This window comes from Arthrobacter sp. SAFR-179 (assembly GCF_059414945.1).
Genome location: NZ_JBPFDM010000002.1, coordinates 65,757 through 87,224 on the forward strand (window position 1 = coordinate 65,757; position 21,468 = coordinate 87,224).

General features: G+C 65.7%; 15 protein-coding genes. 9 read left to right on the top strand and 6 right to left on the bottom strand.

The features are described from left to right. Nucleotides 1–78: 78 nt before the first annotated feature. Both ACR65K_RS04700 and ACR65K_RS04705 read right to left on the bottom strand, forming a co-directional pair. Complete coding sequence (locus tag ACR65K_RS04700; protein WP_440151533.1) at nucleotides 79–579, bottom strand: GNAT family N-acetyltransferase; 501 nt, start codon at nucleotides 577–579, stop codon at nucleotides 79–81. Continuing rightward, nucleotides 563–1,252: an IMPACT family protein gene (locus tag ACR65K_RS04705; protein WP_440151535.1), complete on the bottom strand. Its 690-nt coding sequence runs from the start codon at nucleotides 1,250–1,252 to the stop codon at nucleotides 563–565. The genes ACR65K_RS04700 and ACR65K_RS04705 overlap by 17 nt, the downstream gene beginning before the upstream one ends. A gap of 78 nt (nucleotides 1,253–1,330) precedes the next feature. Here ACR65K_RS04705 and coaE point away from each other — a divergent pair, with 78 nt between their 5' ends. After that, nucleotides 1,331–2,545 carry a dephospho-CoA kinase gene (gene coaE / locus ACR65K_RS04710; RefSeq protein ID WP_440151537.1) on the top strand — a complete coding sequence of 405 codons (1,215 nt, stop codon included), beginning with the start codon at nucleotides 1,331–1,333 and terminating at the stop codon, nucleotides 2,543–2,545. Nucleotides 2,546–2,624: 79 nt separating this feature from the next. Continuing rightward, nucleotides 2,625–4,724 (top strand): excinuclease ABC subunit UvrB, encoded by a 2,100-nt coding sequence (gene uvrB, locus ACR65K_RS04715; RefSeq protein WP_142121678.1) that lies wholly within the window; start codon nucleotides 2,625–2,627, stop codon nucleotides 4,722–4,724. A 113-nt stretch (nucleotides 4,725–4,837) separates the two neighbouring features. Here the strand turns inward: uvrB and ACR65K_RS04720 are convergent, their stop codons facing one another. Next, nucleotides 4,838–6,163 carry an ABC transporter substrate-binding protein gene (locus ACR65K_RS04720; RefSeq protein WP_440151538.1) on the bottom strand — a complete coding sequence of 442 codons (1,326 nt, stop codon included), beginning with the start codon at nucleotides 6,161–6,163 and terminating at the stop codon, nucleotides 4,838–4,840. Nucleotides 6,164–6,503: 340 nt separating this feature from the next. Between ACR65K_RS04720 and ACR65K_RS04725 the strand changes: the two genes are divergently transcribed. Next, nucleotides 6,504–7,532, top strand: a complete 1,029-nt coding sequence (locus tag ACR65K_RS04725; protein WP_440151539.1) for a TerC family protein — start codon at nucleotides 6,504–6,506, stop codon at nucleotides 7,530–7,532. Between the two features lie 133 nt (nucleotides 7,533–7,665). Beyond that, entirely contained in the window at nucleotides 7,666–9,072 is a 1,407-nt protein-coding gene (locus ACR65K_RS04730) for an MFS transporter (RefSeq protein ID WP_440151541.1), read from the top strand. Here ACR65K_RS04730 and ACR65K_RS04735 read toward each other — a convergent pair. The 3 genes from ACR65K_RS04735 to ACR65K_RS04745 form a co-directional block, all read right to left on the bottom strand. Further along, entirely contained in the window at nucleotides 9,058–10,332 is a 1,275-nt protein-coding gene (locus ACR65K_RS04735; protein WP_440151916.1) for an alpha/beta fold hydrolase, read from the bottom strand. The two genes, ACR65K_RS04730 and ACR65K_RS04735, sit on opposite strands and share 15 nt — an antisense overlap. A gap of 64 nt (nucleotides 10,333–10,396) precedes the next feature. Beyond that, a complete protein-coding gene (locus ACR65K_RS04740; protein WP_440151542.1) occupies nucleotides 10,397–10,912 on the bottom strand; it encodes a GNAT family N-acetyltransferase in 516 nt (171 codons plus the stop codon). 21 nt (nucleotides 10,913–10,933) lie between these two features. After that, complete coding sequence (locus ACR65K_RS04745) at nucleotides 10,934–13,477, bottom strand: DEAD/DEAH box helicase (RefSeq protein ID WP_440151544.1); 2,544 nt, start codon at nucleotides 13,475–13,477, stop codon at nucleotides 10,934–10,936. 97 nt (nucleotides 13,478–13,574) lie between these two features. On the opposite strand from ACR65K_RS04745, the gene ACR65K_RS04750 reads away from it, so the two are divergent. The 5 genes from ACR65K_RS04750 to uvrA all read left to right on the top strand — a co-directional run bounded on the left by ACR65K_RS04750 (nucleotide 13,575) and on the right by uvrA (nucleotide 21,411). Beyond that, the gene (locus tag ACR65K_RS04750; protein WP_056333668.1) at nucleotides 13,575–14,354 is read left to right on the top strand and encodes a trans-aconitate 2-methyltransferase; all 780 of its coding nucleotides are present in this window, start codon (nucleotides 13,575–13,577) and stop codon (nucleotides 14,352–14,354) included. 154 nt (nucleotides 14,355–14,508) lie between these two features. Then, a complete protein-coding gene (locus tag ACR65K_RS04755) occupies nucleotides 14,509–16,254 on the top strand; it encodes an ABC transporter ATP-binding protein (RefSeq protein ID WP_440151546.1) in 1,746 nt (581 codons plus the stop codon). After that, on the top strand, nucleotides 16,251–18,062 hold the full coding sequence (locus tag ACR65K_RS04760) for an ABC transporter ATP-binding protein (protein ID WP_440151547.1): 1,812 nt from the start codon (nucleotides 16,251–16,253) through the stop codon (nucleotides 18,060–18,062). The genes ACR65K_RS04755 and ACR65K_RS04760 overlap by 4 nt, the downstream gene beginning before the upstream one ends. Beyond that, complete coding sequence (locus ACR65K_RS04765; RefSeq protein WP_440151549.1) at nucleotides 18,059–18,439, top strand: GntR family transcriptional regulator; 381 nt, start codon at nucleotides 18,059–18,061, stop codon at nucleotides 18,437–18,439. Before ACR65K_RS04760 ends, ACR65K_RS04765 begins: the two co-directional genes overlap by 4 nt. A 47-nt stretch (nucleotides 18,440–18,486) precedes the next feature. Further along, a complete protein-coding gene (gene uvrA, locus ACR65K_RS04770; RefSeq protein ID WP_056333683.1) occupies nucleotides 18,487–21,411 on the top strand; it encodes an excinuclease ABC subunit UvrA in 2,925 nt (974 codons plus the stop codon). Nucleotides 21,412–21,468: the final 57 nt, after the last annotated feature.

Here is a 21,468-nt window from a genome sequence, read left to right on the forward strand (position 1 = left end):
CGCAACAGACCCCCTGCCAATGGCAGGGGGTCTGTGTCGTTTAATGTGGTGCGCCGGCTTCGTGCTGCAGGTCTGTCCTTAAAGTTCGACGACGGCGCGAACAGTCCCGTCGTCGTCGAAGATAAGCTGGGCGCCGGCTGAGGCGAGAAGGCGCTGGGCGCCGGCGTTGCCCGCCAAAGTGCGGGCGGTTACCCGCGACAGGCCGGCCCTCCGGGCCTCTTCCAGCACCAGATGCAGGGCAGCACCTCCGATCCCGCGCGCCCGGAAGCTCCGGCCAAGCCAGATACCAGTCTCGGCGGACGGGGTGCCCGCACTGGTGACGCGCTTGAGCCGCACCGAGCCGGCAACCCGCCCGCCGCTGAAGACGGCCCAGGACTTTTCCGCAGCGGGTCCGTCCAGCCCGCCGGCGGCAGCGTGGTGGTAGCTGTAGAACCAGGCGGTGCGCTCCAGGTTCCAGCCGGGGCCGCCCAGCGGGGGCGCCACCTCATCCGGGGAGGCATCGCGTTTGGCCAGCTGGAGCAGCTGGTCCGCTACAGTTTCGTCAACGTCCACCAGGGTCACATCAGGTGAGGCGTTCATCCACCCATTCCGTTCCATTGGGAGTGAGCGTAGCGGACCCCGCCGTGAGCTGCAGGATGCGGTCGCTTGCGGCGGCAATCGCGGCAGCATGGTCCGGCACGGCAATGCGCAGCACCGTGTGCCGGTCCTGGTAACTGGATTCCGCCATGACGGTGCCGGCGGCACGCAGATCGTTCTCCAGCCGGCCCGCAGCCGCGTGCGGTACGGCGGCGGAACAGATCCGGAGCCTGCTGCGGCGCACCAGGGGTGCCAGCTCCAGGGCTGCGGAGACCGACTCGGAATAGGCCCGGACCAGGCCGCCGGCGCCGAGCAGGACGCCGCCGAAATAGCGCACGACGACGGCACTGACGTCACTGAGGTCGCTCACCCCAGGCGCCGTCTCACGCTTCAGCAGTGCCTCGAGCATGGGGATGCCGGCGGTTCCGGCGGGTTCGCCGTCGTCGCTGGAGCGCTGGATGCTGCGGTCCGGCCCGATGACGAACGCCGAGCAGTGGTGCCGGGCGTCGTGGAACCCGCGGCGGAGGACCGCCACCAGGTCACGGGCCTCCTCCTCGGTCCCGGCCCTGCGCAGGACGGTGATGAACCGGGAGCGTTTGATTTCGAGTTCGTGCCGGAAGTCCTGGCCGGCCGCGAGCGTGGCGTACGAGGTGGCCCGGCTGTCTTGCTCTTGCATCCGCCCCAGTCTAGGCCCCACCAAACCGCCTGTCCCACCGTCGCCGAAGCCGACCGCGTGGGCTAGTAGGCTGGCGGCGTGCTGAAAATTGGACTGACGGGCGGGATCGCATCAGGGAAATCCGTAGTGGCCGCGCGGTTGCAGGAACGGGGCGCCGTGCTGGTGGACGCTGATGCCCTGGCGCGGGAAGTGGTGGAGCCCGGAACCGAGGGATTGCGCCGGATTGTGGAGGAGTTTGGCGCCGAGATGCTCGACGGCGACGGGCGGCTCGACCGGGCACGGCTAGGCGCGGCGGTGTTCCGCAGCCAGGAGCGGCTGGCTGCGCTGAACGCCATCGTCCACCCCCTGGTCCGCGCCCGCGCCGCGGCCATCACGGCAGCGGCGCCGGACGACGCGATCGTGGTCCAGGACATCCCCCTGCTGGTGGAGACGGGGCAGGGGAGTGCCTTCCACCTGGTGCTGGTGGTGGATGCCCCGGAGGACGTGCGGCTGCAGCGCATGCAGGAGCTGCGCGGCATGACCGCGGAAGCGGCGCGTTCACGGATGGCCGCACAGGCCACGCGTGAGGCACGGCTGGCCGCTGCCGACGCGGTCCTGGACAACTCAGGGACAGTGCAGCAGCTGCTTGACCAGGTGGACAGGCTTTGGGACGGGCGGCTGGTGCCTTTTGCCCGCAACCTGGCGGCGGCCAGCCGTGCCCCGCGGAATGGGGGACCGGTGCTGGAACCGTACCGGCCGGAATGGGCGCAGCAGGCCACGAGGATCGCGGCCAGGCTGGCGGCGTCGGCACCCGGACTCATCCTGGCCGTGGACCACATCGGCTCCACCTCCGTTCCCGGCCTGGCCGCCAAGGATGTCATTGACCTGCAGGTTGCGGTGCCGGACCTGGAGGCAGCGGCCAGGATCGCGCCGCTCCTGGCTGCTGCCGGTTTCCCGGCGGTGCGGGGGATCGAATCCGACACCCCAAAACCCGGCGCTGCAGATCAGTCCGAATGGCTGAAGCGGTTCCACGCCAACGCGGACCCGTGCCGTGCCGCGAATGTGCATGTCCGGGCGGCCGGCTCGGCCGGTTGGCGTTACGCCCTGATGTTCCGGGACTGGCTGCGGAGCGATCCCTCGGCGCTCAAGCTTTACGCGGCACACAAGGCCGGGCTGGCAGCACGCTTTGCCGGTTCGGGCACCACGAACGGATACGCCGAAGCCAAGGAACCCTGGTTCACGGACGTGGCGTGGCCGCGGATGTCCGCCTGGGCGGAGGCAACCGGGTGGGTGCCGCCGTCGTACACGTCCTAAGGCAGGAACCCGCACGGCCTCTGTTCGCCTGTAACGGACGGGACCGTTCACTGTCGGTGCCCGGCTGTAGATTAGATCCATGAGCCTTGCGCAGGAGATCAACCGTGTTGTAGCGCCCTTCGAAGTCATCAGCGAATTCAAGCCCGCGGGCGACCAGCCGGCCGCCATCGCCGAGCTGACGGAGCGCATCAACAACGGTGAGAAGGACGTTGTCCTGCTCGGTGCCACGGGTACCGGCAAGAGTGCCACCACCGCCTGGCTCATCGAACAGGTGCAGCGCCCCACCCTGGTGATGGTCCAGAACAAGACCCTCGCCGCCCAGCTGGCCAACGAGTTCCGCGAGCTCCTGCCCAACAACGCGGTGGAATACTTCGTCTCCTACTACGACTACTACCAGCCCGAAGCGTATGTGGCCCAGACGGACACCTTCATCGAGAAGGACTCCTCCATCAACGAGGAAGTCGAAAGACTCCGCCACTCTGCCACGAACGCGCTGCTGACGCGCCGCGACGTGATCGTCGTGGCCACCGTTTCCTGCATCTACGGCCTGGGAACCCCCGAGGAATACATCGCGGGCATGGTGACCCTGCGAAAAGGCGCCGAGATGAACCGGGACCACCTCCTCCGCAAGTTCGTCGCCATGCAGTACGCCCGCAACGACATGGACTTCCACCGCGGCACCTTCCGGGTACGCGGAGACACCGTGGAAATCATTCCCATGTATGAGGAACTGGCCATCCGGATTGAATTCTTCGGGGACGAAATCGAGAACATCCAGACCCTCCATCCACTGACCGGCGAAGTCATCCGGGACGAAGAAGAGATGTACGTGTTCCCGGCCTCGCACTACGTCGCCGGGCCGGAACGGATGGCACGGGCCATCAAGCGGATCGAGGATGAACTGGCCGACCGGTTGAAGGTGCTGGAAAGCCAGAACAAGCTGGTGGAGGCCCAGCGGCTGCGCATGCGCACCACCTATGACCTCGAGATGATGCAGCAGATGGGTTTCTGCAACGGCATCGAGAATTATTCATCCCACATCGATGGCCGCGGGCCTGGCACCGCGCCCCATTGCCTCCTGGACTACTTCCCGGACGACTTCCTGCTGGTGGTGGATGAGTCCCACGTGACCATTCCCCAGATCGGCGCCATGTACGAAGGCGACATGTCCCGCAAACGGAACCTGGTGGACTTTGGCTTCCGCCTGCCGTCCGCCATGGACAACCGGCCCCTGAAGTGGGACGAGTTCCTGGAACGGGTGGGACAGACCGTCTACCTTTCCGCCACGCCCGGCAAGTACGAGTTGGGCAAGGCGGACGGGTTCGTCCAGCAGATCATCCGCCCCACCGGCCTGGTTGACCCGGAGGTGGTGGTGAAGCCCACCAAGGGCCAGATCGACGATTTGCTCGGTGAAATCAAGACCCGGGTGGAGAAGGACGAACGGGTCCTGGTGACCACGCTGACCAAACGCATGGCCGAGGACCTCACGGACTACCTGCTGGGCCACGGCGTCAAGGTTGAATACCTGCACTCCGACGTGGACACCCTGCGGCGGGTGGAGCTCCTGCGCGAACTGCGCATGGGTTCCTTCGACGTCCTGGTAGGCATCAACCTTCTCCGCGAGGGCCTCGATCTTCCCGAAGTGTCCCTGGTCAGCATCCTGGACGCGGACAAGGAAGGCTTCCTGCGCTCGTCCACGTCCCTCATCCAGACCATCGGACGTGCCGCCCGCAACGTATCCGGCCAGGTGCACATGTACGCGGACCGCATCACCGACTCCATGGCCAACGCCATCGACGAGACCAACCGGCGGCGCGCCATCCAGGTGGCATACAACAAGGAACACGGCGTGGACCCGCAGCCGCTGCGGAAGAAGATCGCGGACATCACGGACCAGCTGGCCAAGGAAGACGCCGACACCCAGGAACTGCTGAAGAACAACCGCCTGGCCAAGGGTGCCAAACGCGCCAAGTCCGGTGCGAAGGGCGGCGCACAGGTACGTGCCGATGGCCTCGCCGCTGCACCGGCCGAGGACCTGGTGGGCCTGATCGAGCAGCTGACGGAACAGATGCATGGCGCCGCCGCCGAACTGCAGTTCGAAGTGGCAGCCCGGATCCGCGACGAAGTCAGCGAACTGAAGAAAGAACTGCGCCAGATGCAGGCCGCCGGCCACGCCTAGGGACGGTGCGCTTCCACCCAGGCCCCGCATCTCCACGCAGGCTCGGCGTAGCATGACGGCGGGCACCCACCCGGGTGCCCGCCGTCATGCTTTTCCCAACGATGCTGCGGCCTTTACTTCCTGGCCGAGTCGATCATTCCCTTTGCTTCCTGCATCAGGCCTTTGGCCGCATCAGCGGGGGATTTCCGGTCAAACAGCACATCGGTGCTGTACCGCTGGATCAGCGCCTGCACCCCAGAGGAACCGGTGGGAGGCACCGGCGGACCACTCTTCAGATCCGGCTTGATGTCCTTCAGGAACGCCGCGGCCGCCTTGTCCGCGGGTGTAAGCAGCGGGTCGATCGCGGTCTGGACCTCAGAGTTGGTGGGGAAACCGCGCTCGGTCAGGATGGTCTTGGCCGCGTCCAGGTTATTGAGCATGTAATTGACCACTTCGGCGGCTTCCTTCGGGTGCTTGCTGCGCGAGGAAACTGACCAGAACATGGACGGCTTGTAGGACATGCCGTTCTCCTTGGCGCTGCCGGTGGAGCTGGGCGCGCGGAGGATCTTTACGTCCGTCTTCAACGCTGACTGGAGCGCGTTCACCTGGTTGGTCCACCACCAGGACATGGCCGTCTTGCCGGTGGCGAACAGGGTCTGTTCCACGGGGGCGCTGATATCCTCGGTGGCAATGTTGGCCGGAGGGGCCGCATTTTGGTTGCGCAGGTTCAGCACGTTCTGGAAGAAGGACGTGGCGGTGTCTTCCTTGAAGCCCAGGCCTCCGTCCTCCGAGTACAGTGACTCGCCGTGCTGCATGGCCCAGGTATTCAGGTCGGAGTCGGTCAAGGAGTAGGAACTGCCGTAATTTGTCTGGCCGGCCTTCCCCGCGGCCGCGGCGATCTGGGCGGCGGTCCTCGTGTAGTCGTCCCAGGTCCAGGTCTTGTCGTCCGGGATGGGAACTCCGTAGTCCTGGAACATCTTGGTGTTGATCATCACGGCCTTGGCGTTCTGGCCGGTGCTCAGGCCGTACTGTTTGCCGCTGACCTGACCGGATTTGAGGGCGTCCTGGTCAATTTTGGATGTGTCGATGTTCCCCTGCTTGGACAGATCCAGCAGTGCGCCGCGGCCGCCGTACTCGGCGATGTAGGCCTGGTCCATCTGGATGACGTCGGGCGAATCGTTGGCCGCGGTGGTGGTGGCCAGTTTGTCCCAGTAGCTGCTCCATACTCCGGGCTCAGCCTGGATCTTGATGTTGGGGTGGGATGCCTGGAATGCATCGATCACCTGTTGCGTCTGTTTGTTCCGCAGGTCGTTCCCCCACCAGGTGAAGCGGACGGTGACATTTCCTCCGCTGTCGCCCGAGGCCGACGGGGAGGACGAGCAGCCGCTGGCCAGCATGGCCAGGGCAGCGGCGGTGGCTAGGGCTTTGACCACCATGCCAGTGCGATGAGGAGTCTTCATTGACCAACCTTGATTTTTGGGACGGACATCTGACAGAGTGAGAAAGCGTTTTCTGGCTCCAGCGAAATTATTCCAACCGGAATTGCGGGTCGTCAACGGGTTGGGGGAAAACGTTATCCAAGCTGTTGCGCCGCGATACCTGCCGGACCTCCGGGCGCGCGCCGCCACCCGGCTGGGGTACAGTTAAAGCCACGTAGGGGAGTATCCCAAGCGCTACGATCGTCAACACGCAGGGCACAGTTGCCCCGCCGGGCGTAGCGGGCCGCCACATCAGCACCAAGTGCACAGGCTGGCCGGAGAGACTTACACCATTCTTGTGTACCCTGCGAAAGGCTGCCCTGTGCTTGATTTGCCCGTTTGGTTCGAGGTTGGCTCGTTTGTCGTCCTCGGCCTGATTCTCCTGATCGATCTCCTCCTGGTGGTCCGGCGCCCGCACGAACCGTCCATGAAGGAAGCCGGTCTGTGGGTGGCCTTCTACGTCACCTTGGCCCTGGCCTTCGCCGGCGCCATGTTTGCTTTCACGGGTCCGGAGTTCGGCAGCCAGTTCGTGGCCGGCTGGGTCACGGAATACAGCCTCAGCATCGACAACCTGTTCGTGTTCATCATCATCATGGCCAGGTTCTCGGTCCCCCGGAAATACCAGCAGGAAGTGCTGATGGTGGGAATCATCATCGCCCTGATCCTGCGCGGCATCTTCATCATGCTCGGCGCCATCGTCATCGAGCAGTTCAGCTGGGTGTTCTACATCTTCGGTGCGTTCCTGCTGTGGACGGCCTGGAAGCAGGCCCAGGACGAAGGCGAAGAGGAAGAGGACCGGGAGAACCCGCTGATCGCCAGGATCCGCAAGGTCATCCCCATGTCCGAAAAGTTCGACGGCGGCAAACTGCGCACCACGGTCAACGGCAAGAAGGTCTTCACTCCCATGGTGATCGTCTTCATCACCATCGGCCTTACGGACCTGCTGTTCGCGGTGGACTCCATTCCCGCCATCTTCGGCCTGACCCAGAGCCCCTTCATTGTCTTCACGGCCAACCTGTTCGCCCTGATGGGCCTGCGGCAGCTGTACTTCCTGCTCGGCGGCCTGATGAACCGGCTGATTTACCTGAAGCACGCACTGTCCTTCATCCTTGCGTTCATCGGCGTCAAGCTTGTCCTGCACGCAATGCACGTCAACGAATTGCCCTTCATCAACGGCGGACAGCACATCGAATGGGCTCCGGAGATCCCCACCTTTGTCTCCCTGGCCGTGATCGTGGGCACCATCATCATCGCCGTGGTCGCCAGCCTGCTCAGCTCCAAGGCTGAGGCTGCCAAGATCGATCCCCGGCTCGAGGAAGACGCGCGCAAGAGCCACAGCGACGCCGAGTAGGCGCCCGCCCCGCTCATTCAATCCGGAAGATCCCGGCCGCCTGCGCGGCCGGGATCCCGCCTTTTAAACCCCTTTAGGAGGCAGCGGACCAAACCCCCTGTGGCGCCCGCCGCCGCGGGACTATGCTCTGAACATGGCCCGCACCCTTGTGTTGGAGCAGGACGTGCGCCACGTGCAGCGGCGCACTGTCGTGCTTTTGAGCGTGGCCCAGGTCTTCAGTGGACTCGGGACTGGATCAACGGTGTCCATCGGCTCGATCCTGGCCGTGGAGCTTTCCGGTTCCAGCGCGTGGGCCGGTGCCGTGGCGACGGTCATGACCCTTGGGGCCTCCGCGGCGGCGCTGCCCCTGGCGTCGCTTGCCGAGCGGCGTGGACGCCGGGCCGGCCAGGTGGCCGGTCTCTCCGCGGCTTTGGCAGGCGCCGTGCTGATGGTGCTGGCTGTTGTGTTCGGCCTCTTCGTCCTGTTGCTCCTGGGGTCCGCGGGCATCGGCGTGGGCACGGCGGCCAGCCTGCAGGCAAGGTTTGCCGCCGTCGACCTCGCCGCGGCCGAGCACCGCGGGCGGGCCTTGTCCACCGTGGTCTGGGCGGTGACTGTGGGCGCGGTGGCCGGGCCCAACCTGATCCAGCCAGGTGCAGCCGTGGGAGCGGCGCTGGGGCTGCCGCCGGTCGCGGGCCCGTTCGTGATTTCCGGCGCCGGGCTCCTTATTGCAACGGTGATCCTGTTCATCGGCCTTCGCCCGGACCCGCTGCTGCTGGCCCGCCAACGTGCCGGGACCAATGCTGCCGGTGTTGTCCCGCTTGCAGGGCAAGCACCCGCAGGAGGAGCGCCGGCCGGGGTTCCTGCCGCCCCTGCCACTGCCGTCCCTGCCCCTGCCGCCGTGCCCGCAGCGGCGGCTGCCCGGGGCTCGCTCAGCCGCGGCCTGGGCGCCATTCGGAGCTCGCGGACAGCCCTGCTGGCGGTGACCGGCGTCGTGGCCGCGCATGCGGTGATGGTCGGCGTGATGTCCATGACGCCGCTGCACCTCCAGCACCTGGTGGAAGGACCGGGACCACATGCAGGGCACGTTGCCGAAGGGGACGTGCTGGTCATCATCGGCTTCACTATTTCACTGCACATCGCCGGGATGTTTGCGCTCTCCCCGCTCATGGGCTGGCTGACCGACAGGGCCGGCAGGGTGGAGACCATCATGATCGGTTTCACCGTGCTGATCGCGGCCGTGGTCGTTGCCGGGTTCGGCCAGTCCTCCACTGCGGCAGTGGCCGTGGGGCTGGTGCTGCTGGGCGTGGGCTGGTCCGCGGCAACGATCTCAGGCTCCACCCTGCTGGCCGAAAGCGTGGGGCAGGACGCCCGGGTGGCGGTCCAGGGTGTCTCCGACATGCTGATGGGCGCCGCGGGTGCCGTTGGCGGCGCCCTGTCCGGGCTGGTCCTGGGCTTCGCCGGCTACCTTGGCCTGAACCTGTTGGGTGGGGCCATCGGGGCGGCGGTCCTGGCCGCGGCGGTTGTCACCCGCCTGTCACGCCGGCAGTCAGCGGCCACCTGACCGCACCATGCCCAGCAGGCGCGCAAAGATCCTTTCACCGTCGTCGGCGATTCCGTCGTGGTGGAAGTCGGCCGTCTCCCAGACCTGCAGCCCGCGCACGGCCGCTGCAGTCCGCAGGGAAAGGTCCCGGTCCACGTAGATGTCGTCTGAGTAGACCGCTGCTGCCACGGGAACGGTGTTCGCCGTCAATGCCTCAGGGCTGTACAGCGGCGCCCAGTCCTGCTTGGCGGCCAGCAGTTCTGCCACGTCCCGCAGCGGCCGGAGGGCGGGGTCCTGCTCGAAGTACCACGGGTACACCATCTCGCCGGTCAGCAGCAGGGGATCGGCGTCCGGCCGGAACCACGGGTTCTCGCCGAGCATCCGCCAGGCGGACCAATTGGTTGCCCCGCCCTGGCCGTAGATGGATTCGTGCATCAGCGCGTACAGCGGATTGGAGCGGCGGGAAACCACGCTGTGGAGCTGCTCAAGGAACGCGTCGGAGAGCCTGGGTCCTGCGGGCGTTTCCACAAAGGCGTCCTCGAGCAGGTAGTGGAGGCTGTCCACGCGCGTGTTGCCGCCCAGGAACGCGCCGGCCATCTGGAACCGTTCCACGGTGAGGGGCCCGCCGTCGGGCAGGAATTCGGGCGTGGAGCGGAGGTGGCGGGCGATCCGCTCCACAGCCTCCCTGTCCTCGGGATACCAGCGGAAGTACTCATCGTTGCGGGCAGCCACCCGCTGGTAGGTTGCCCGGTACACGTCATCCGCGCTGCCCGTGAGTGGGGCGAGCCCGCCCGTGATCAGCACTTCCCGCAGGCCCTCCGGCGCAAAGGACAGGTAGGTGAGCGCGCAGAAGCCCCCGTAGCTCTGGCCGTAGATGGTCCAGGGCGGTGATTCCAGCGCCTGGCGGATCAGTTCCGCGTCCGCCACGATCGAGTCGGCCCGGAAGTGCTGCAGGTAGGCGGCCTGCTCCGCTGCGGTTCCGCGGACGGGCAGGGTGGTCCGGTCGAGGGGTGTGGAAAGCCCGGTGCCGCGCTGGTCAAGCATCAGGATGCGGAAGTCCTGTGCTGCCGCCTTGCCCCATCCGCCCAGGGAACCCCATCTGTTGCCGCGGCCGCCGGGGCCGCCCTGCAGGAAGAGGAGCCACGGCAGCTGTGAGGCGGCCTCCTCGCTGTGTGCAGCTGAGATATACTCCCGGGCAAAGACGTTGATGGTTTCCGCGGAGCCGTCCACTGAAGCGAAATGGTCCAGGGGGACTGTGAAGCAGTGCTCCACGGTGCGCATGCCACGGAACTCATGCCGGGCCCTGACCTCATGCCCGGCCACGATCGCCTGGCCCTGCCGCGCGTCAGCCACGGGAGGAAGCGGGAAGGGACATGCGGGACGGTGCCCGGCCGAACTGGTCCAGTGCTTCTCCAGTCAGCCTGAAGGTGGACCAGCCATCCATGGGGAGGGCGCCGAGGCGGCGATAGAAATTGATGGAAGGCTCGTTCCAGTCCAGCACGCTCCATTCCACCCGTGCGTAGCCGTTCTCAACGGCGATGGCCGCAAGGTGCTGGAGCAGGGCCTTGCCGTGTCCTTCGCCGCGGGCTTCCGGAGTGACATACAGGTCTTCGAGGTAGATCCCGTGCACGCCCTCCCAGGTGGAGTAGTTCAGGAACCACAGGGCGAAGCCCTGCACCTCGCCCGCCGCGTTCTCGGCCATGGCCGCGAAGACGCGGGGGGTCGCGCCGAAGAGCACCTGCTCCAGCCGTTCGGGGGTGTTCCGGACGGCGTCGGGTTCCTTCTCGTAATGGGCCAGTTCATGGATCATCCGGAGGATGGCGGGCACGTCATTCGGGGTTGCGGGGCGGATTACACTCATTGTTCGAGCTTACCGCCGGCGTCAGAGCCGGTTGACGTCCGTCACCCTGACCACCGCTGTTCCGGTGGCATCGGACGCGGCAAGATCCACCTCAGCCGTGATACCCCAATCGTGGTTGGCCGCCGGGTCATCGAAAATCTGGCGGACCTTCCAGGTTCCGGGTTCCTCAGTGATGATGAGCAGGCCCGGCCCGCGGGCATCCGGCCCTGTCCCAATATCGTCGTGTTCGTCGAAGTAGTCGTCCAACGCGTCTTCCCAGCGTTCTGCACCCCAGCCGGAACCGCCGTCGAGCTCTCCCAGCGCGGCGGCGTCCTCGTCCGCGAAAAGTTCCACCCGCCGGAACATCTCGTTGCGCACCATCACCCGGAACGCACGGATATTTGAGGTGAGCGACGGCGGTGGAGGCGGCGGTGCGTCGTGGGGCGTCGGCGCCGCCCCGGAAGCCAGTTCCTCCCATTCGTCCAGGAGGCTGGAGTCCACCTGCCGCACCAGCTCGCCCAGCCAGGCCGTCAGGTCCGCCAGGTCCTCGCGAAGCATGTCCTGCGGGACTGTCTGGCGCAGCGCCTTGAAGGCATCGGCCAGGTACCGCAGCACGATTCCTTCGGACCGGGCCAGGCCGTAGAACTGGACAAATTCGCCAAAGTTCATGGCCCGCTCGTACATGTCGCGGACCACCGACTTGGGCGCGAGTTCGAAGTCTCCCACCCAGGGCGCGGCCTTCCGGTACACCTCGAACGCTTCGCCCAGGATCCCGGCGAGCGGCTGGGGGTAGGTGACCTCGTCCAGCATGGCCATCCGCTGGTCGTAGTCGATGCCGTCGGCCTTCATGGCCGCTACCGCCTCGCCACGCGCCTTCTTCTGTTGGGCGGACAGGATCTGCCGGGGTTTTTCCAGGGTCGCCTCGATCACGGAGACCACGTCCAGAGCGTACGACGGCGACTCCGGGTCAAGGAGTTCCAGTGCGGCAAGTGCGAAGGGGGAGAGCGGCTGGTTCAGGGCGAAGTTCGGCTGCAGGTGGACGGTCAGCCGGACCGTGCGGCCGTCGGTGCCCTGTTCCTCCGGCGGGATCCGTTCGATAACCTCGGCGGCCAGCAGTTCCCGGTAAATGCCCAGGGCCTTCTTCATCAGCCGCAGCTGGGAGGACCGCGGCTCGTGGTTCTCCGTGAGCAGCCGCCGTGCCGCCGCGAACGGGTCGCCGGGCCGTTCCATCAGGTTCATCAGCATGGCGTGTGTCACCGTGAAGCTGGACGTCAGCGGATCCGGCACCGATTCCACCAGCCGCTTGAACGTCGGCTCACCCCAGGAAACAAAACCCTCGGGCGGCTTCTTCTTCACCACCTGGCGCAGCTTCTTCTGATCGTCCCCGAACTTGGCGGTGGCCTTGGCCATCGCCTTGACGTTCTCGATTACATGCTCGGGTGCCTGAACCACCACCGTCCCGGCGGTGTCGTAGCCGGCCCGCCCGGCCCGGCCCGCAATCTGGTGGAACTCGCGTGAGTTGAGCAGGCGGGTGCGGACGCCGTCGTACTTGCTCAAAGCCGTGAGCAGCACAGTGCGGATGGGAACGTTGATCCCCACCCCCAGCGTGTCCGTGCCGCAAATAACCTTCAGCAGCCCCGCCTGCGCCAGCTGCTCCACCAGCCGGCGGTACTTGGGCAGCATTCCGGCGTGGTGCACGCCGATCCCGTGGCGCACGAGGCGGTTAAGCGTCTTACCGAACCCGGCGGCGAAGCGGAAGTTGGCAATCAGCTCCGCGATCCTGTCCTTCTCCTCCCGGGTGCAGACGTTGATGCTCATCAGGTTCTGGGCGCGGTCGATCGCTTCGAGCTGGCTGAAGTGCACCACGTAGACGGGCACCTGCCGGGTGGACAACAACTCCTCCAGCGTCTCGTGGACGGGAGTCTGGTGGTAGTAGTAATGCAGCGGAATGGGCCGTTCGGCGGAGCTGACGGTAGTGGTGGCGCGGCCGGTCAGCTCCGTGAGCCCCGTTTCGAACCGGGTGACATCGCCCAGGGTGGCGGACATCAGCAGGAACTGCGCCTGTGGAAGCTCCAGCAGGGGGACCTGCCAGGCCCAGCCCCGCTGCGGGTCGGAGTAGAAGTGGAACTCGTCCATGATCACGGCGCCGAGTTCGGCTGCGGAACCTTCGCGCAGCGCAATGTTGGCCAGGATCTCGGCGGTGCAGCAGATGATGGGGGCATCCTGGTTCACCCCGGAGTCACCGGTGATCATGCCGACGTTCTCTGCCCCGAAGATCTCACAGAGCGCGAAGAATTTTTCGGACACCAGGGCTTTGATCGGCGCTGTGTAGTAGCTTCGGCGGCCCTGCGCCATGGCCTGGAAGTGTGCCGCAATGGCCACCAGGGACTTCCCCGACCCGGTGGGGGTGGCCAGAATGACGTTCGCCCCTGTTGCCAGCTCCATGATGGCCTCGTCCTGTGCCGGGTACAGCGACAGGCCCCGGCTTTCCGTCCACTCCACAAACCGGGTGTAAAGGGCGTCGGGGTCGACGGCGGCGGATTGGACGGGGGCGGACAGATCGCTCAGCTGGTCAACGAGTTTCATTGACTTCAACCTTAGTGCCACGTTGCGGGCGGATCAGGAGTCCGTTGCGGGTTAGGCTACGCCTTGCCCGTGTGTGCGTCAGAAGCTGGAGAATTTTATGAAATGGGACCCCGCGAAGTACGTCCAGTTCGGCGACTACCGGAACCGGCCGTTCTTCGATCTCACAGCCCGGATCCATGCCGACGCTCCCGCACGGGTGGTCGACCTGGGCTGCGGACCGGGGAACCTCACGGCCACCCTGGCTGAACGCTGGCCCGGCGCCCAGGTCCTGGGTGTGGATTCCTCCGCGGAGATGCTGGCAAAGGCGGCAGCCCTGGTGGAGGAAGGTTCCTCCCTTCAGTTCGAGCAGGCGGACATTGCCGACTGGATGCCGGCTCCGGAGACGGACGTTGTGGTCACCAATGCAGCCCTGCAGTGGGTTCCGGGCCACCAGGACATGATGCGGAAATGGCTGGAAGTTCTGCGGCCGGGGGCCTGGTTTGCCATGCAGGTGCCCGGAAACTTCAATGCCCCCTCGCACTCGCTCATGCGGGAGCTCGCGGGGTCGCACCGGTGGGCAGCGAAGCTGGACGGGGTGCTGCGGGGCGGCGAGTCAGTGGGGGAGCCGGGGGACTACCTGGGCATCCTGCTCGACGCCGGCTGTGCGGCGGACGCGTGGGAAACCACCTACCATCAGGTCCTGCCCGGGCCGGACCCGGTGCTGGAATGGGTCCGGGGCACGGCACTGCGGCCCGTCATGGCCGTCCTCGAAGATAACGACGCCACGCGTTTCGAAGCCGAATACGCGGCCGCCCTGCGGGATGCCTATCCCCGCGGTGTCCATGGCACCGTTTTTCCGTTCCGCCGGATATTCGCCGTGGGGCGCAAAGCGGGCTGAGCGCGAGCCCGCCGCATGGTTTTCCAGCCGGTCACAGGCTGTGACAGCAGCGGAAAGTGATCTGGCTTACAATGACGACTGTGGTTTAGGGGTCAAGCCGCTGGCCCCCTCTGCGGCCCAGGCATTTACAGGGGGTATTTTGCTGGTCGGACTCATGAGGCGGCAGCTTGCCGGTCAATACGCGTACGTTGGGGCGATCGTTTTCCTCCAGCTGGTCCAGGCAGCGGCAAACCTGCTGCTGCCCACGGTGAACGCGGCCATCATCGACGATGGGATCGTTGCGGGCAAACCGGAGGTGATCGCGCGACTTGGCGTGCTCATGGCCGTTATTGCCGTGGTGCAGGCGGCATCCGCCATTGCGGCGGGCTACCTTGGTGCGGTGGTGGCCATGAGGACGGGGCACCGTCTGCGGGCCGAGGTTTTCACCCGGATCCAGTCACTGTCCTCCCAGGACGTGGCCCTGTTCGGAACGCAAAGCCTGACCACCCGGGCAACGAACGATGTGCAGCAGATCCAGGCTTTCGCTGTACTTGTCTTCACCATGCTCTTCGCAGGGCCCGCCATGGGCATCGGCGGCATCGTCCTGGCCGTACAGCAGGATATGGCGTTGTCCCTGGTGGTGATCGTCATCGTGCCCCTGCTCCTGCTGATCATGTACCTGATCGTCCGGCGCCTGATTCCGCTCTATCGTGAGGGCCAGGACCTGCTCGACCGGTCGGGGGGGATCCTGCGCGAGCAGATCATCGGTGCGGACGTCATCCGCGCCTTTGTCCGCCAGGACCATGAGATCCGGCGGTTCGCGGAGACCAACGCGGGATTAACCGCCAACAACCTGCAGTCTGCGCTCCTGGTGGCGGGGATGCTGCCCATGATCATGCTGGTGGTCAATACCAGCTCGGTTGCCATCGTATGGTTCGGTGGGCACCGCATCCAGGCTGGACTGATGAACCTTGGCGCGCTGACGGCATTCATTGCCTATATTATGCAAATCCTGCTGGCGATCATGATGTCCATGTACGTCCTGATGACGGCGCCGCGTGCCGCAGTCTGCGCCGAACGCATCCAGGCGGTCCTGGAGACCGAGCCGTCCGTCCCCAATCCGGCCGGCCACAGCGCCGCCGCGCCGGCGAAGCCCGTGGCCGGCCTGCCAAAGCAGCCGGCAACGCTGGCGTTCCAGGGTGTTGCCTTCTCCTATCCGGGAGCAGAAGCGCCCGTGCTGGCGGATATCACCTTCACCGCGGCTCCCGGCACTACCACCGCAATCGTTGGCTCCACCGGAAGCGGCAAGACCACGCTGCTGAACCTGATTCCACGTTTCCTTGAGGCGACCAAAGGCAGCATCACCCTGGCCGGCCACGACATCCGGGACCTGCCCCTGGACCAGCTCCGCGCTGCCATGGCCATCGTGCCCCAGCACTCCCACCTGTTTACCGGAACCATCGCAGACAACCTGAGGATGGCGGCCCCTGACGCCACGGATGGGGAACTCTGGGCCGTCCTGGAGGCGGCCCAGACCATGCGGTTCATGCGCGACCTCCCGCTTGGACTTGCAACCCCGGTGGGCCAGGGCGGTGCCAGCCTCTCAGGCGGGCAGCGGCAGCGGCTCTGCATCGCAAGGGCCCTGTTGCGAAAGGCACCCCTGTACCTCTTTGACGACAGCTTCTCCGCACTGGACTACGACACCGATACGAGGCTGCGGCAGGCCCTGGAGCAGGGGCTCGCCGACGCAACGATCATCATTGTTGCCGAGCGCCTTTCCGCCGTGGAGGACGCGGACCGCATCCTGGTGCTCGACGACGGCCGGCTGGTGGCGCAGGGAACGCACCAGGAGCTGCTGGAAACGTCCGCCACGTACCGGGAAATCGCCGAGTCCCAGCTCGCGCTGGACGGCACGCCGTGACGGCGGTGGAAGAAGCAGGGGAGACGGAGCACAGGTTCTGGCCGACGGCCGGAAGGCTCCTTGGACTGCTGCGCCCCTTCCGACTGCAGATGCTCGGTGCGGTGGCGGCAACCTGCGCCTTCGCGACTCTCAACGTTGCCGCCCCAAAGTACCTGGGCGACGCCACTGACGTGGTGGTGGATGGCATCTTCCAGGGAAGCCTTGACCAGCGCCTCGGAATCCTGCTGGCCGCCGTGGCCGTCATGTACGTCTTTGCCTCCCTGTTTAACTGGATCCAGGGCGCGCTGACCGCACGCGCAGTCCAGGGACTCATGTACGGCCTGCGTGCAGCAGTTGAGGACAAGCTGCACCGCCTCCCTTCGACCTATTTCCGGCAACGCTCCCGTGGTGACGTCCTGAGCAGGGCCACGAATGACATCGACAACATTGCACAGGCCCTGAACCAGGTCCTGACCCAGCTCATCGTGTCCGTTCTGATGCTGTGCGGTTCCCTGGCCATGATGCTGTGGATCTCGCCGTTGCTGGCGGCCATTGCCATTGCCAGCGTTCCGGTCTCCACCTGGATCACCGTCCTGGTGGCCAGGCGGTCCCAGGAGCACTTCGCCAGGCAGTGGAAGGAAACGGGCGAGCTCAACGCACACGTGGAGGAATTCGTCAGCGGGCATGAAGTCATCAAGGCTTTTGGCCGGCAGGCACAGGCGGCGGAGGTGTTCAGGGCCAGCAACGGCCGCCTTGCCCGGGCAGCGGCCAAAGCCCAATACTCAGCCGGGGTGGTCCAGCCGCTGATGGTGCTGATGTCCAACCTTAACTACATTGCTGTTGCCGTGGTGGGGGCGCTGCAGGTCATCGCCGGAACCATGACCATTGGCGGAGTCCAGGCATTCATTCAGTTCAGCCGGTTGTTCACCCAGCCGGTGGGGCAGATCGGCGGGCTGCTGAACGTGATGCAGTCCTGCGCCGCATCCGCAGCACGGGTTTTCGTGCTCCTGGACGCCGGCGAAGACCCGCAGGAGCCCCCGGGCAAGGCAACCGGCGTGGCTGCAGCAGGGCGCATAGCCTTCCACGACGTCACGTTCGGCTACCCGGGCTCCGTCCCGGCGGTCCGCAACCTCACCTTCACGGTGGAGCCCGGCCAGGCAGTGGCCATCGTAGGACACACCGGCGCGGGCAAGAGCACTGTGGTGAACCTGCTCATGCGGTTCCTGGAACCTTCCTCCGGACGGATCACCATGGGCGGGAGGGACATCGCCGACATTCCCCGTGACCAGCTGCGGGCCCGGTTCGGCGTAGTGCTTCAGGATTCCTGGCTCTTTGCGGGGACAATCCGGGAAAACATCGCTTATGGCCTGCCCGGTGCCACGGATGCTGCCATCGTTGCCGCCGCCGAAGCCACCTACGCGGACCGTTTCATCAGATCCCTGCCACACGGCTACGCAACGATGCTGGAGAACAGCGGGGAGCCGCTCAGCCAGGGGCAGCGCCAGCTCATCACCATCGCCAGGGCACAGCTTGCCGGGCGCAGCGTGCTGGTCCTGGATGAAGCCACCAGCTCCGTGGATTCCAGGACCGAGCTGCTCATCAGGCAGGCGATGCAGCGGCTCCGCCAGGGACGGACCAGTTTCGTGATTGCGCACCGTTTGTCCACCATCCGGAACGCTGATCTAATTCTCGTCATGGACCATGGACGCATCGTCGAGCAGGGCACGCATGGAAGCCTCCTTGCTGCCAACAGCTACTACGCAAGGCTGTACAACGCGCAGTTCGCCGAACGTGACGGCCGCGCCGGCGTTCTGGAGGGTGGCCTGTGAGTAACGGCGCCGGCTTCCCCGGTTCCTGGCGGCCCAACCCGGCCAGCACTGTTGCGTTGTTTGAGCAGCTGCGGCTCCAGGTCATCCACCTGGCAGACAGCGGCGCGCTGGCACCGGGTGCCAGGCTGCCTGCCGTGCGGGCCCTCGCGGAGAAGCTGGACGTCGCCCCGCACACCGTGGCCAGGGCGTACAAGGAACTGGAGGCTGCCGGCATCGTTACCACCCGCGGCCGCAACGGGACGGTGGTTGCCGCACGGGATGAGCGGCTGGGAGGCCTGTCGGCCGCGGCTTCCGCCTACGCCGCCGCCGCCAAATCCCAAGGGGCCAGTTTCGCCGAGGCAGTGAAGATCCTGGCGGCCGCCTACGATGTTCCCTGATGGCGGAACCGTAAGTGTTCGAAAAAGTTTTCGATTAGCATAATGGGGTGCCTAAAGCCGTAGCTGAAGAAACCCCTGCCCCCTCCGCTTCCCCCGTTGTCCCCTCCGCTGCCGCACCGCAGCGCCCGGACCTCTCCCGCCTCGTGGTGAAGGGCGCGCGGGAGCACAACCTGCGCAACGTGGACCTCGACCTGCCGCGTGATGCCATGATCGTCTTCACCGGCCTGTCCGGATCCGGCAAGTCCTCGCTCGCGTTCGACACGATCTTCGCCGAGGGCCAGAGACGCTATGTCGAATCGCTGTCCGCCTATGCACGGCAGTTCCTTGGCCAGGTGGACAAGCCCGACGTCGACTTCATCGAAGGCCTCTCCCCGGCGGTCTCCATCGACCAGAAATCCACCAGCAAGAACCCGCGGTCCACCGTAGGCACCATCACCGAGATCTACGACTACATGCGCCTGCTGTGGGCCCGTGTCGGCAGGCCGCACTGCCCCGTCTGTGGCGAACCCGTGTCCAAGCAGACACCGCAGCAGATCGTGGACCAGCTTCTTGAACTCGACGAGGGAACCCGCTTCCAGGTCCTGGCGCCGGTGGTGCGCGGACGCAAGGGCGAGTTCGTTGACCTCTTCAAGGAACTCAGTGCAAAGGGATACTCCCGCGCGCGGGTGGACGGCAACCTGGTCCAGTTGAGCGATCCCCCCAAGCTGGGCAAGCAGTTCAAGCACACCATCGAAGTGGTGGTGGACCGCCTTGTAGTCAAGGAAGGCATTAGCCAGCGGCTCACCGATTCCATCGAGACCGCCCTGGGACTGGCTGAAGGCCGGGTGCTGGCGGAGTTCGTGGACCTTGAGGCCGACGACCCCGGAAGGATCCGGGCGTTCTCCGAGAACCTCGCATGCCCCAACGAGCACCCGCTCGCCATCGACGAAATCGAGCCCCGCTCCTTCTCGTTCAACAACCCCTTCGGCGCCTGCGCCGCCTGCAGCGGTATCGGCACCCGCCTCGAGGTGGACGAGGAACTCATCGTTCCCAACCCGGAGCTGTCCCTGTCGGAGGGCGCCATCGCGCCCTGGTCAATGGGCACCGCCACCACCGAGTACTGGAACCGGCTCCTGGAAGGCCTGGCAAAGGAAGTGGGCTTCTCCATGGCCACGCCGTGGGAGAAGCTGGGCAAGGACGTGCGCCAGACCATCCTGCACGGCAAGGACCACAAGGTGGTGGTGCAGTACCGCAACCGCTTCGGCCGCGAACGCAAATACAGCACCGGTTTTGAAGGTGCCATCCAGTACGTCCACCGCAAGCATGGCGAGACCGATTCCGACTGGGCCCGCGACCGGTACGAGGAATACATGCGGCAGGTTCCGTGCCCCGCCTGCAACGGCGCGCGGCTCAACCCGGCATCCCTGTCGGTGCTGATCAACGGCAAGTCCATCGCCGAGGTTGCGGCCCTGCCCATGCGGGACTGCGCGGAGTTCCTCAACAACCTGGTCCTGACCGGGCGCGAAGCGCAGATCGCCCACCAGGTCCTCAAGGAGATCCAGGCCCGCCTGACCTTCCTGCTGGACGTGGGCCTCGAATACCTCAACCTCGAGCGCCCGTCCGCCACCCTCTCCGGCGGCGAAGCCCAGCGCATCCGGCTGGCCACCCAGATCGGTTCCGGCCTGGTAGGCGTCCTCTATGTCCTCGACGAACCCTCCATTGGCCTGCACCAGCGCGACAACCGCCGGCTCATCGAAACCCTCACCCGGCTCCGCGACATGGGCAACACCCTCATCGTGGTCGAACATGACGAGGACACCATCCATGTAGCGGACTGGGTCGTCGACATCGGGCCCGGCGCCGGCGAGCACGGTGGACAGGTGGTCCACTCGGGAACGTACAAGGAACTGCTGGACAACAGGGAATCACTGACCGGCGACTACCTGTCCGGCCGCAAGGCCATCGCGGTGCCCAAAAAGCGCCGCAAGTACGACAAGAAGCGCGAGATCAAGGTGGTTGGCGCACGGGAGAACAACCTCGTCAACGTCGACGCCGCCTTCCCGCTGGGGCTCTTCACCGCAGTGACGGGCGTGAGCGGTTCGGGCAAGTCAACGCTCGTCAACGAAATCCTGTACAAGGTGCTGGCGAACAAGCTCAACGGCGCCAAGCAGGTGGCCGGGCGGCACAAGACGGTCCAGGGGCTGGAGCACCTGGACAAGGTGGTCCACGTGGACCAAAGCCCCATCGGCCGCACCCCCCGCTCCAATCCGGCCACCTATACGGGCGTCTTCGACAACATCCGCAAGCTTTTCGCCGAGACCACCGAGGCGAAGGTCCGCGGCTACCTGCCCGGCCGCTTTTCATTCAACGTCAAGGGCGGCCGCTGCGAGGCATGTTCCGGCGACGGCACGCTGAAGATCGAGATGAACTTCCTCCCTGACGTCTACGTCCCCTGCGAAGTGTGCCACGGCGCACGCTACAACCGGGAGACGCTCGAGGTGCACTACAAAGGCAAGACCATCGCCGACGTCCTCAACATGCCCATCGAAGAGGGCGCCGAGTTCTTCGCGGCATTCTCGCCCATCGCACGGCACCTGAATACCCTGGTTGACGTGGGACTGGGATATGTCCGCCTGGGACAGCCTGCAACCACCCTCTCCGGCGGTGAAGCCCAGCGCGTCAAGCTCGCGGCGGAACTCCAGAAGCGGTCCAACGGGCGCAGCATCTATGTCCTGGACGAGCCCACCACGGGCCTGCACTTCGAGGACATCCGCAAGCTGCTCATGGTCCTGCAGGGGCTGGTGGACAAGGGCAATACCGTGATCACCATCGAGCACAACCTCGACGTCATCAAGAGTGCCGACTGGCTGGTTGACCTGGGACCCGACGGCGGTTCGGGCGGCGGCCAAATTGTCGCCGCCGGCACCCCGGAGCAGGTGGCAAAGTCCAGCACCAGCCATACGGGGAAATTCCTGGCCGAAATACTCGGCTAAGCGGGGGAAATTCCGGCGAAGTATTCCTCCCGGGGAATGCGAGTTTCAGGCACTCCT